The following is a 13109-nucleotide window of genomic DNA, read 5'->3' on the forward strand; positions in this document are numbered from 1 at the left end:
AACTCTTCAGTTTAAAGTGTTTAATCGACTCATTGAATCAATGACTTAATAAATCTTAATTTGTTAAGCACTTTTCCAATCAGTCAGGTGTATCCAGTCCGTTAAACGGAAGGATACCTTTCAAGTATTACTTGCCTGAATCCGGTAAGTGCCCACACAGTTTGCTTGGCTTGATAAATTGTTAAAGAGCGTTGCTCGTTGTGAGCAGGAGGCGCATTCTACAGCCTCAGCGGTTTGTGTCAAGCATTTCAAAGAAATTTCTTTTTCACTAAACCTATGCTTTTGGCGGCTTCGTGCCTTGCCTTAAGCGTGGGGCGCATTTTAGAGATTTAACTCGCCCCGTCAAGCGCCTTTTTCATGTTTTGAGGTGTTTTTTTATTGCTTGGTTAGTTTCTCTGCGGTTGGTGTATAAAACCTCGACAGATCGCTTGTTTTCTACACTTCATCGTTCTTCGGCTAAGCTCTAGAGGATATTTTTGATGGCTTTTGCTAGTCTTAAGCCATCTCCATTAACAAACTAGAAACATAAGTGGTGTAATCATGGCTGACCTTCGTAGTTATCAGGGCGTAGAACCCCAATTGGGCGAACGGGTATATATAGACAGAAGCGCGGTATTAGTAGGAAACATAGAAGTAGGGGATGAAAGCAGCGTATGGCCGCAAGTGGCCGCAAGGGGTGATGTGAACTTCATCCGTATTGGAAAGCGCAGCAACATTCAGGACGGTTCTATTCTTCACGTAACCCGCCGTAGTGCGCAAAACCCACATGGTCATCCGCTGATTATTGGCGACGAAGTCACTGTCGGCCATAACGTAATGTTACATGGCTGCACTTTAGGTAATCGTATTCTGGTTGGCATGTCCGCCACTATTATGGACGACGTAGTAGTAGAAGATGACGTTATTATTGGCGCTGGCAGTGTGGTACCGCCAGGCAAGGTACTGGAAAGTGGCTACCTTTACGTAGGCAGCCCGGTTTCGCAAAAGCGTAAACTCAACTCCGCTGAACAAGCCTTCTTAACGCAATCGGCGCAGAACTATGTGGATTTGAAGGAAGACTATTTATTGGATGTTAGTAGCATCTAAGACAAATAGCGTGCTGTACGGCCTAAAACTAGTGAAAATCGCGTGACTTGGGGGCAATACGATCAAGTGAATTGGTGATATCACTTAGTTTGGCCGCAATCACATGGGTTACTTCGCCGTCGGTTTCCAACACGCCAGTTACTTGTAACACCCGGGCGGTCAAATAGGCCGCTCTGAATTTCCGGGCAATAGCCAACCAGATAACCACATTGGCATTACCGGTTTCGTCTTCCAGCGTTAAAAAAGTAACCCCACCACTGGTACCTGGCCGCTGCCGGCAAGTAACTATGCCCGCCAAATGCACTAATTGTTTATGCCGACAGCCCGGTAGTTCAGCCGCGGTTTTACACCCCTTCAAGTGACCTTGCTCACGCAATAGCGCAAGCGGGTGACGGCGCAAGCTTACCCCCAGTGCCTGATAATCTTCGGCAATGTCACTGAGTTCATCGGGAGCTGGCAGTACTTCCTGCGACGCCACACCGCCGGCATCACCAAATAATGGCAACTGCGCTTCTTGTAATGCCAACGCCTGCCAGCGGGTTTGGTAACGGTGCCCGGCCAGCGCCGAAAGGGTATCTGCTGCTGCCAGTTTATCTAAATCAATGCCACTAATGCCGGTGCTCTTCAGTTGTTCTATGGAACTGAAGCCGGCAGCGGGTCGTTGTTCAAGGCAGTTTTGTAGTGCCGGCTTCGACAACCCCTTAATCAGCCGAAATCCCAGCCGAATAAAAGCTTGCTGATTTTTGCTCAGCAACTGATGGTCCCAGCTGCTGTGCTGAATATCTACTGGCAACACCACCACTTGATGGCGGCGCGCATCCTGCACCAACTGCGACGCCGAATAGAACCCCATGGGCAAGCTGTTAAGTAGTGCGGTGTAAAATGCCGCCGGGTAATAGTATTTCACCCAGGCTGAAGCATAAGCCAGGTTGGCAAAGCTGGCCGAATGAGATTCAGGAAAGCCATACTCACCAAAACCACAAATTTGCCGGTAAATACGGCCAGCAAATTCAGCACTATAACCCCGTTCCAGCATACCCTCGGTTAAGCGGCGCTCAAATTGCTGTAACTCGCCGGTGCTACGCCAGGTGGCCATGGCGCGGCGCAACTGATCGGCTTCACCGCCGGAGAAACCAGCTGCAACCATGGCTAGCTTAATTACCTGCTCCTGAAAAATAGGCACGCCCAAGGTTCGCTGCAGCACCGAAGCAACTTCCTCGCTGGGGTACTCCACAGCTTCCAGTCCGCGCCGACGCTGTAAATAAGGATGCACCATGTCGCCCTGAATAGGGCCCGGCCGCACAATAGCAATTTGAATAACCAAGTCGTAAAAAGTTGCCGGCCTTAAGCGTGGCAACATACTCATTTGTGCACGTGACTCAATTTGAAACACCCCCACCGAGTCGGCGCGTTGCAGCATGCTATAAACCCGGCTGTCTTCGGTGGGAATATCTGCCAACGTCATCGGTTGCTGATGTACCTTCTGCATAAGTTGGAACATCTTATTTAACGCAGTCAGCATGCCCAGTGCCAGCACATCTACTTTGATTAAGCGCAGCTCTTCCAGATCGTCTTTGTCCCACTGAATAACCGTGCGCTCAGGCATGGCTGCATTCTCGATGGGCACCAGCTCAGTGAGCGAACCGGCGGCAATCACAAAGCCACCAACATGTTGCGATAAGTGGCGGGGGAAGCCTTTGATTAAATCCACCAACTGCAATAACCACTGGCCCTGTGCATGCGCCGCTAAGTCGGGCACCTGTGCCAGCAATTGCTGTTGCCAGCTTTCTTGCTGGTCCCGCTTATCTATTTTGGCCAGATAATGCGCCAGCGCTTGTTCAGTAAAACCTAATGCCTTGCCCACATCTTTTAACGCGCTGCGCAGCCGATACCGAATCACTGTTGCGGTAAGCGCCGCACGGTCACGCCCATATTGCTGATAAATATACTGAATCACTTCTTCGCGGCGCTCATGTTCAAAGTCCACATCTATATCTGGTGGTTCGTCCCGTTCAGCAGATATAAAGCGCTCAAATAACACATCAATTTGATCGGGGTTTACCGCAGTAATTTCCAGGCAGTAACAAACCACTGAGTTGGCCGCCGAGCCTCGGCCCTGATAAAGAATTCCGCGCTGCTTAGCAAACTGAACTAAATCGTGAATGGTCAGGAAGAAGTATTCGTAGTGCAATGACTCTATTAGCCCCAGCTCTTTATCTAGTTTCTGCTGTACGCCCGCAGTAATACCATTTGGAAAACGCTTTTTTGCACCAAGCAGGGTTAGCTGCCGCAAGTAGCCAATAGCGCTCATGCCAGCAGGAACTAGCTCGGCAGGATATTCGTAGCGCAGTTCGCTTAAACAAAACTGGCAGCGCGCGGCAATAACCTTGGTTTCGTTTAATAACGCTTTGGGATAACAATGCTCCAGCGCACTCAGGCTACGTAAATGATATTCCCGGTTCGGTAGTAACTGCTCGGTGACCTTAGCCACTGGCTGCAACAAGCGAATAGCGGTTAATACGTCATGTAATGGCTGGCGTTCGGCATCATGCAGTTGCACATTACCGGCGGCCACTAAGGGCAAGCCAAGTTCCTGCTGATAGCCTTTAAAGCGTTGATAACAATCGCCATCAGAACTCTCATAGTGACGTTCATAGAGTAACCAGCAAGCATCAGGAAAAGCCTGCTTTAGTGCCTGCCCAAAACTTGCTGGGAAATTTTCCACCGGCGGCTGCCACAGTATCAGGCAAGCCTCACACCCTTGCAGAAAGTCGCTCGCCTGTACTTGATACGAGCCTTTTTTAGCGCGATTTCGGGCGCGCGTAATTAACCTGCAAAGCTGACCGTATGCCTGTCGGATAGGGGCCAGCACCACCAATACGCCCAGTTCAGGGTGATGAAATTCACTCCCAATAATTAGTTTTAATGAGGTGTGCTTTGCCGCAGTGTAGGCTCGTACCACACCGGCAACCGAACATTCATCGGTAATAGCCAGCGCTTGATAGCCCAACTCAATTGCACGCTGAACCAACTCGTGCGGATGTGAAGCCCCACGAAGGAAACTATAATTGGTTAAACAATGTAGTTCTGCGTATGCCATAACAGCCCGCTCCTACCCAAACCAGCCATGCAGAAACCAACCGCGCTGATCTCTGAACAACCAGGCCTGCCTGGCATGCGCATCCAAACCAATATAGTAATCACGTTGCAGATGATGGTTGTCCCACCAGCCGCTGTCGATACGCTCGGGACCCCATTGCCGGGTGAACTCATTAATAGCCACCGGTTCAGGTTCCGTTAACAACCACAGTGGTCGCACCCGCGATTTCACTGTCACTGTCGAAACCTTCTGACTAGCCCGAACCGACTGCTGCGCCCGATCTGGCCGTTGCTCGCTGGTCAGTCCCAGCCGGTACACCGCGGTTTCACCCAGGCGCGCCTGTAAACGACTCAGCAATTCCGCTGGCGTCCAGCGCCCATGCTCAGTAGTTAGCATGTCTTGTGGCTCAGCGCGCAGCGGCCTTAGCCGGGTAACTTTCAGACTCAATTCCAGCGCCGGAGTTTGTAAGGGTTGCCGCTCCATATGTAACTGGCACAGGCTGAGCATATCGGCCTGCTGCCAACTGTCGTGCGCAAAGCGAATATGCAGCCGCGTGCATTCTTTATTGCGATGATGCGCATCAATGACTAACTCGCGGGTACAAAGCTGCCGTGCGCATAAAAAATCTTCCAGATTTTTCAGCATGCGCTTTAACACAAATACCAGCCGCGGCCAGTCGGAGGTTTCACTAAGCAAATCAACGCGCTGATAAAAATAGGGCGGTGGACGATAATAATGTTGCGGCGCTTGCACCTGACCGCGCAGTGCCGCCAGATAGTGGCTCATAGGCTTACCGAAACGCTGACTTAACGAACTAGCCGGAAGCGCCAGCAATGCGGCAACATGCTGAATACCAACCCCGGTCAGGCGCTTTTGCACCTCGGGCGCTAAGGTGGTTTTACTGAGCGGCAACTGACCTAACTGCGCCGTAACTAATTCAGCCTCGCCGGTGACTATGTTCACCCCCGCTTGCGCTAACAACTGCGCGGCTAACGGACTAAAACCACTGGCCAGTGAGGCCGTCAGCTGCCAGTGTTGCAGCCGTTGCTGTAACCGCTGCTGCAGTTGGGCTAACGACCCATACAACCGTTGTAAACTACGCACTTCAAACAACAAACCTTGCGGCGGAAATAGAGCTATTTGCGCAATGTCCTGATAAAAAGCATGTGCCAACTGGCGTAACAGCTGTTGCTCCTGTAGCTCCTGATAAAGCCTGACTTCCAGCTCAGCGCATAAACTACGGGCCACCGCCAAACTCTGCCCGGGGTGTAACCCGGCCTGCTGCGCGGCGCTATTCAACTGCAGCAAACACTGGCGCTGCTGACACACCAATGCTTGTGGCTGTTGTTGCTGTGCCGGCGCCTGCAAAGTTAACTGAAAATCCAATAACAACTGCGGAGCATGCAAAAACAGCCACTTATTGCTTTGCCTGAGCGCATTACCAGGGGCCATGAACGACCTGCGCAGTGGCTTTCGCCAGGCGACGTTTTGGCAAGTGCCTATCAACCGCACAAGGAAAGGGAGGCAAAGGCCAGCCATAGCGACGTTTCAGCACATTAACAAAGAACCCTTTGGCGCTGCGCTCTAACAGTAAGCGATTGGTGTAAGCTCTGGCTTCTGTTTGGGACTGTTCGCTGGTGAACACAAACACAGTTACCTGATGCTGTTGCGCACACTGCTGAATAAGCCGGACTGCCGTTGCCGACAGACTAGCAAACCAAGCCAATACCACCGGCATACAGCCAGCCTGTAAACTTTGTTGTAACGCCCACAGCGCATCACGCTCGGTTTCGGTGCGAATCACATACTGCTGGGTTATATCCAGTTGCTGATGATGCCAGCCGGGTGCGTAGGGCTCTTGTGGTGGATTTAACCAGACGGTGCCCGTTACTTCCCGCAACAACGGCAGTAATAAGGCCAGCTCACCACTGTAATTCTGCGCCAGCTGTAACTCGTTTACACTACCGGCTAACCAACCTCCGCCCAGAGTTTTATCCAGCTCCGGGTAGCCCGTGCTTAAATAGCGCTGCGCGCTGTCTTCGAGCTGCTGCTGACCTTGCCAAACCAAACCTTTTGCCAACAACTCCTGAATCGGTTGCGCTGCAATTGTTGATACCATGGCTGCACCTCCGCAAACCTAACGACCATAAAATACTGTATATATATACAGCATAATGTAGGTGTTTATTTGCTCATATGCAAGCCTGTTAAGGTGCCCGGTTTCGGGTATTATATGCGCAGACCAACAAGAAAAAGGATGTCACATGCTGTCAGCACTACTTATGCCCTTCAAAGTACTCATTAATTTTTCATGGGGGGCGCTGGCAACCTTAATTGTTGGACTGGTGATTATTATTATCGGTTTATTCAAATTTCTTTTACCCTTTCCTGCTGCGCATCGCTGGCTGTCCAGTTTTGCCAACAACTGGTTCCGGTTGTGGGGCTATGCTATGTCCATGATGTTCCGCATCACCCAGCCGGTAACCTGGCATATTGAGGGCGACAGCCAACTGCACCGCGACCGCTGGTATATGATTATTGCCAACCACCGCAGCTGGGTTGATATTCTGGTGCTCATGCATCTGGCTTGCCGCAACATGCCCATGCCGCGCTTTTTCCTAAAGCAGCAATTATTCTGGGTGCCGGTTATTGGGTTTGGTTGCTGGGCGCTGGATATGCCTTTTATGAAACGTTATTCAAAAGCGCAAATTGAGCGCAACCCGCACTTACAAGGGCGCGACATTGCCACCACGCAAAAGTCCTGTGAAAAGTTTCGTCATATTCCCACCACAGTCATTAATTTTTGCGAGGGCACGCGTTTTACGCCAGCCAAACACCAGCAAAAACAAAGTAAATTTGAGCATTTGTTACCACCAAAGGCTGGCGGTACAGCCTTTACACTGCAAACCATGGGCCACCAGTTTGATGCCATTTTAGACATCACTATTGTTTACCCGGGTAGCGACAAACGCCCGGTTGTGTGGGATTTACTGCGTGGCGATTTACGCAATATTTATGTGGCCGTAGAGACGCTTCCGGTTGCCCCCGAACTGATTGGCGACTACTTTAATGATGACGCTTTCAGAGACAACTTCCAGCAATGGCTAAATAGCCGTTGGCAAAAGAAAGACCAGGTGATTGAACGCTTACAACGCCAAATTAAATCGGATCACGCCACTCGCTAGCAGCTTTAACCAACAGGTAAAAAATTGACATTATGATAGACAGAGCACAACTAAAAACCTGGCTAGAGCAGGCGGGCATTACCACAAACATGGATCTTGCAATGCTGGTATTTGGCATTTCGCTGCTGGTTTTAGTCAGCTACGCCATTTACTGGCTCAGTCGGTTATTGATTATTCGCGGTATTCACCGGTTACTGCGCCGTGCTCCCGACCGCTGGTATGAAGGCCTGGTGAACACCGGCATGTTCAAAAGCGTGGCTAACTTATTTCCGGTGGTATTTCTAAATCTGGCCGTGCCACAGGTATTCATAAACGACTACGAAAGCTGGCTGGAACCAGTAAAAACAGGTCTGAATATTTATCTAGTGTGGGCCATTGTGGGCATTGTCATGGCGCTGTCTAACGTTTTCGCCACGGTTTACGAGTACTCACCACGCTCACGCGAAATACCCATTACCGGCCCCGTACAAGTACTGAAACTGGTTACCGTGCTGATAGGGATCATTATATCCATTGCGGTGTTAATGGATAAATCCCCCATGTACCTGCTCAGTGGTATTGGTGCTTTAACCGCTGTCATTATTTTAGTATTCCGCGACACCTTGATGGGTTTTGTGGCAGGTATTCAGCTGGCTTCGAATCGCATGGTTGCTATTGGCGACTGGATCGAAATGCCATCGCACCACGTTGATGGCACCGTGCAGGAAATAGGGCTCATTAGCGTAAAAGTAGAAAACTGGGATAAAACCGTGGTGTTTCTGCCCACTTACGCGTTAGTGCATCAGTCGTTTAAAAACTGGCAGGGTATGGTGTTAAATGAAGGCCGCCGCATGCGCCGTTCCATTCCGCTCGACACCGGCAGCATTTGTACACTTAACGAGGAAGAACTCGACGCTATTTGCCAGGAGCAAATGTCTACTTCCGCTAGTAAATGGCTGAAAAAGCATGAGCTTAGTACGCCACTTAGCAATGTGACTGCCTTTCGTTACGTGGCACTGGAGTATATTCAGAATCACCCGCAAGTAAAAACCGAGTTCACCCATATGGTGCGCTTGTTAGAGCCAACTGCGGCAGGTTTGCCATTAGAAATTTATGCGTTCAGTAAAAACGTGGAGTGGGTGCCGTACGAGGGAATTCAGTCCGATATTCTTGAGCATTTGTACGCTTTGTTACCGGCCTTTAAACTGCGTAGCTTTCAGTATTTAAATCCGCCGTTGGACAAAGCCAACGGCGGAGATAAAGCCGATTAGTCCTGTTTCAACAGGTAACCAGCTGCGGCAACAAAGTCACCAATAAAGTCGTTGCTGCCTTCAAAACCTGCAGGCAGCAAACGATATTTACCGTTTACAATAAAGGTTGGGGTGGCATTCACACCATACTTAGTTGCTTCACGGTCGTACTTATTAGCCATGCCGCGTACTGAGAAGCTCGCCATTGCTTTATCAAAATCGCTACCAGAAACGCCATTCACAACAAACACGTTGCGCAGGTCGTCTTTTGTTAAAAGCATACTTTGCTTGTTAAAGTTGTAGTCGAAAATTGCAGCGGTAACTTCATCTTCTTTTTTCAGCATTTTTGCTGCTGCATAAGCACGTGACATGGTCACGCCCATACCGCGCGGATCAATAAAAGAAACGTGCGCTTTTTCGAAGGCATCACCATGTTCAGCAGCCATTTGCTTAGCAATCGGCTCGAACCGGAAACAATGCACACAGTAAAACGAGAAGAACTCTTTGATTTCGGGCTCAGCAGTTGCTTCATCGGCAATCACTTCGTAGTGCACGCCTTCTTTAAAATCCTGCGCCTGTACTGGCATCATGAACACTGCAAAAGCAGCACCAACTATTCCTAATAACCAAGTTTTCATTAACGTCATCCTATTTATTATTAATTAAGTGCTAATGCCCAATTAAGGCATAAGTTTCAGAGGTTCCTCGGCCAATGCAGCCAGTTGCTCTTTCAGTGTTAAAATTTGTTGTTCCCAGTAACGCTGCTCTTCAAACCAGGGAAAAGCTCGACGAAATGCACTATCATCCCAGCGCCGCGCTAACCACGCCATGTAGTGTATGATTCTAAAACCGCGTAAGGGTTCCACTAAAGCGACTTCGGCAGCATCAAATTCACAAAATTCTTCGTAACCAGCCACCAAAGTGTCCAATTGTAGCCATTGCTGCTGACGGTCGCCGGACAGCATCATCCACAAGTCCTGAATAGCCGGGCCGGTTCTGGCGTCGTCGAAATCAACGAAGGTCAGCTTTTCATCGTACTGCAAAATATTGCCCAAATGGCAGTCACCATGCAACCTCTGTTGCTTGTAACGGCTTAAATCAGTGCCTTTTAACGCTTCTGCCAGCGGCTCCAGAATAGCGAAAAATGCCGTTCTGAGTGAATCCGGAATCAATTCCGATGCCTTTAGCGTTGCCACTGACTCGGTCACAAAGCTTTGATAATTCAGCTCCGGGCGCTGCTTAAACTTGCCGGTTTTAGCTACCGCATGCAGACGACCAATCTGCCGTCCCAGACGTTCCAGTTGATCCAGCGAGTCCGCTTCGAAGGCACGTCCGCCAATACTCGGGAAAATACAAAACCAATAACCCTGATACTCATGCAAGGTTTGCTGCTGCCAAATGCGAGGGGCCACTACCGGCACTTCGGCGTCATCAAGCTCAGCAGTAAAGGCGTGCTCTTCCAGTATTTGTTCCCGAGTCCAGCGCTGTGGGCGATAAAACTTAGCCACATAGCGACGTTCGTCGTCAGCCTTAAACTGATACACACGGTTTTCGTAACTATTCAGCGCCAGTAACCCTGAAATAGGTGCACAATTAACGGATTCTAACGCGGTTACGATCACATCTGGCGTCAGGCTTGAAAACGAGAAGTCAGCGCCGGATTCAGTCATAGTTTGTATTACTCATAGATAAAACTGGTTTGATGGCTTTGCTGCACAGTACCATCTGCACTAGTGACCTCAAAGGTAATATCTGTAACTCGCTCAGTTAACTCTTCCGGATTTACCGTGACAGTAACGGGCACAGTAGCAACCTCACCACCGCTTAACTGCAACTGGGTATCACCACGTAACTGCATGCCTTCTAAACCACTAACAGTGACGGTGAAGGTTTCAGAAAGTTGCGACTTATTCAGAATTTTTAAGGTGTACACGTTCGCCACCCAGCCGTCGTTATTAATGCTATACAGCTGATTACGGTCACGCAGAACGTCTACTTGCATTGGCACCCGGGTAGCAATGTCCCACACCAACAGCGCGGTTATAGCTATCAGCGCCACAAAATAACCAACACTCTTGAAGCGTACTTTACGAGTGCGACCACCTTCGAGGTTGCGTTCGGTGGTAAAACGAATCAGCCCTTTCGGATAATTCATTTTATCCATCACATCGTTACAGGCATCTACGCAGGCACCGCAGTTGATACACTCGTATTGCAGGCCGTTGCGAATGTCGATGCCGGTTGGGCACACCTGCACACACATGTTGCAGTCAATACAGTCACCCAAACCTTCCGCTTTGTGATCAAGTTTACGCGGTCGTGGTCCGCGCGGCTCACCACGGCCAACATCGTAGGAAACCGTGACCGTGTCTTTATCGAACATAGCCGACTGAAAACGTGCGTACGGGCATATGTGAGTACACATAATTTCCCGCATCCAACCGGCATTGCCGTAGGTGCAAAAAGTAAAAAACAGCACGCTGAATACAGCCCAGAAGCAGGCTTCAAAAGTGAAGAAGTTGATAAAGAGGTCGCCGATGTCGGTAAAGTAACCCACAAAAATCAGCGCGGTAAATAAAGAGACCAGCAGCCAGGCAGTATGTTTTGCTGCTTTGCGCCAAAACTTGTCAAAATCCCAGCCCCGGCGATCCAGTGCGATACGTTTGTTGCGGCTACCTTCTATTTTTTTCTCGAACCACATAAAAATGAAGGTCCAGGTAGTTTGCGGACACATAAAGCCGCACCATACCCGGCCATATAAGGTGGTGACAAAAAACAAAGCGAAAGCTGCAACTATGGATATCCAGGCTAAAATGGTTAAGTCCTGCGGCCATAGCGTCATGCCGAAAATACGGAAGCGCTGCTCAGCAAGGTCTAATAGAACCGCCTGTTGGCCATTCATTTCAAGCCATGGGATAGCAATAAAAAGTGCCAGCAGTAAAAATCCAAAGCCGCGCCGGAAATACTCCAGAGCACCTTTTACGTCGCGCACATAAATACGACTACGCGGCGCATACTCATTGTTATGCTTGTCGTCATCCGGACGATGAATTTTTACCCGGTTTGCGGGGAGAACTTTAATTTCTTGTTCCATGACAATACCACTTACAGTGTCGAGCCCAAGTGCGGGCATTATACCCGATCAGGGCCCCTATGTGCGGTATTTATAGCCTTTTGAGCAGGAATTTACGCTGATCTAAAACAAGCTAATCATGGCTTTCGCCACGCTTACGTCCAAAATGTTTATCCGAACCCGCTACCGCTAATACAGAATCGAACATGACATTGGCGCCAGCGGTTACATCGTGCCAATGCGACCATTCATCGGGCGCGTGGCTAACCCCATTAACCGATGGAATAAAGATTAACCCGGCATCAGTAATTTCCGTCATAAACTGGGTATCGTGACCAGCGCCACTAGGCATTCTGGTGTAGGTTAGATCCCGGTTCTTGGTTTGTGCTTCAATTAAGTCGGTTAGCTTTGCAGAGCAATGCTTTGGTTCCAGCCAACTAACCTGCTCATACTCGAACCTTAATCTATGTTTACGTGCAATGGCCGATAAAGTTCTGTGACACGCCTGCGCCAGTTCTTTCATAACCTCCTCGCTCATATCACGACCAACAATGGTAAAAATGGCTTCACCGGGTACGGTATGCGGGTGGCCAGGCTTTAAACTCACCTTGCCCACGGTAATACGGGTTTTGTCGGTACCATTTTCGGCAATAATACGCTCTATTTCATGGGCAAAATCCGCTAGTCCCATGAAGGCATCGCTGCGCATGTCCATAGGCGCCGTGCCGGCATGATCGGCCTTACCTTTCAGGTGCACTATCCATTTAAATACCCCGGAGATACCGTCCACCACACCAATTTGCAGATCTTTTTGGAATAACACCGGACCTTGCTCAATATGCAGTTCAAAAAAGGCTTTTAATTGCTCCGGTTGCCACGCGGCTTCTAAGGCATCAAGTACATTCAGGCCATGCTCTGCCATAGCATCTTTCAGATAAATGTTATCGGCGTCGTGAGCCGACAACAGCCAGTCGGGATTCAGGCTGCCGCTAATAGCCTGGGAACCCAGCATGCCACCGAACCGGCCTTCTTCTTCGGCCGTTGCCACACCCCACACCGGCGCATTTAGTTCTACGTTTTCTTCTTTCAGCCGCTGCACAATTTCAAACGCTGCCATAACGCCCAAAGCACCGTCAAAAATACCGCCAGCAGGAACCGTATCTATGTGTGAGCCCATAAGTACGGCAGGCTTATCTAGTTCACCAACACCAAAAAACACATTGCCGGCACCGTCCATATAATGCGCCAGCCCCTCTTGCTCTGCTTTTGCCATTAGCCATTTTCGGGACGCCATATCGGCCTGGCCAAAGCCCGGTCGATACACACCCCGATCTTCTTCATTAAAGCCAATATCAGCTAGTTCCAGTAGGTTTGCTTTTAAGCGTGGTCCATTAATACTCAGCATTTTACCTCCGTTAAGCACACTCTTAAGCCGG

10 protein-coding genes are annotated in these 13109 nt (G+C 49.6%); 3 read left to right on the plus strand and 7 right to left on the minus strand.

Annotated elements, in window-relative coordinates; all coding sequences use genetic code 11:
• Positions 1-540 precede the first annotated feature (540 nt).
• Positions 541-1086 (plus strand): gamma carbonic anhydrase family protein, encoded by a 546-nt coding sequence (locus CCE91_RS00005; protein WP_086433217.1) that lies wholly within the window; start codon positions 541-543, stop codon positions 1084-1086.
• 28 nt (positions 1087-1114) lie between these two features.
• Here the strand turns inward: CCE91_RS00005 and CCE91_RS00010 are convergent, their stop codons facing one another.
• Genes CCE91_RS00010 through CCE91_RS00020 form a run of 3 tightly spaced genes read right to left on the minus strand, consistent with a single transcriptional unit; the run spans position 1115 to position 6305 of the window.
• The gene (locus CCE91_RS00010; RefSeq protein WP_086433218.1) at positions 1115-4186 is read right to left on the minus strand and encodes an error-prone DNA polymerase; all 3072 of its coding nucleotides are present in this window, start codon (positions 4184-4186) and stop codon (positions 1115-1117) included.
• A gap of 12 nt (positions 4187-4198) precedes the next feature.
• Positions 4199-5638 (minus strand): Y-family DNA polymerase, encoded by a 1440-nt coding sequence (locus CCE91_RS00015; RefSeq protein ID WP_157984158.1) that lies wholly within the window; start codon positions 5636-5638, stop codon positions 4199-4201.
• Positions 5625-6305 (minus strand): hypothetical protein, encoded by a 681-nt coding sequence (locus tag CCE91_RS00020; protein ID WP_086433220.1) that lies wholly within the window; start codon positions 6303-6305, stop codon positions 5625-5627. The genes CCE91_RS00015 and CCE91_RS00020 overlap by 14 nt, the downstream gene beginning before the upstream one ends.
• Positions 6306-6450: 145 nt before the next feature.
• Between CCE91_RS00020 and CCE91_RS00025 the strand changes: the two genes are divergently transcribed.
• Together CCE91_RS00025 and CCE91_RS00030 are read left to right on the plus strand one after the other, a co-directional pair.
• Positions 6451-7371 carry an acyltransferase gene (locus CCE91_RS00025; RefSeq protein WP_086433221.1) on the plus strand — a complete coding sequence of 307 codons (921 nt, stop codon included), beginning with the start codon at positions 6451-6453 and terminating at the stop codon, positions 7369-7371.
• A 32-nt stretch (positions 7372-7403) separates the two neighbouring features.
• The gene (locus CCE91_RS00030; protein WP_234996215.1) at positions 7404-8621 is read left to right on the plus strand and encodes a mechanosensitive ion channel family protein; all 1218 of its coding nucleotides are present in this window, start codon (positions 7404-7406) and stop codon (positions 8619-8621) included.
• Here CCE91_RS00030 and CCE91_RS00035 read toward each other — a convergent pair.
• The 4 genes from CCE91_RS00035 to CCE91_RS00050 all read right to left on the minus strand — a co-directional run bounded on the left by CCE91_RS00035 (position 8618) and on the right by CCE91_RS00050 (position 13078).
• Positions 8618-9238, minus strand: a complete 621-nt coding sequence (locus CCE91_RS00035; protein WP_086433222.1) for a thiol:disulfide interchange protein DsbA/DsbL — start codon at positions 9236-9238, stop codon at positions 8618-8620. The genes CCE91_RS00030 and CCE91_RS00035 overlap by 4 nt on opposite strands.
• 42 nt (positions 9239-9280) lie before the next feature.
• Positions 9281-10270 (minus strand): serine/threonine protein kinase, encoded by a 990-nt coding sequence (locus CCE91_RS00040; RefSeq protein WP_086433223.1) that lies wholly within the window; start codon positions 10268-10270, stop codon positions 9281-9283.
• Between the two features lie 8 nt (positions 10271-10278).
• On the minus strand, positions 10279-11694 hold the full coding sequence (gene ccoG / locus CCE91_RS00045) for a cytochrome c oxidase accessory protein CcoG (RefSeq protein ID WP_086433224.1): 1416 nt from the start codon (positions 11692-11694) through the stop codon (positions 10279-10281).
• A 112-nt stretch (positions 11695-11806) separates the two neighbouring features.
• Entirely contained in the window at positions 11807-13078 is a 1272-nt protein-coding gene (locus CCE91_RS00050) for a Zn-dependent hydrolase (RefSeq protein WP_086433225.1), read from the minus strand.
• Between the last annotated feature and the right edge of the window lie 31 nt (positions 13079-13109).

It is taken from the genome of Pseudidiomarina planktonica, assembly GCF_900177775.1.
Classification (GTDB): Bacteria; Pseudomonadota; Gammaproteobacteria; order Enterobacterales; family Alteromonadaceae; genus Pseudidiomarina; species Pseudidiomarina planktonica.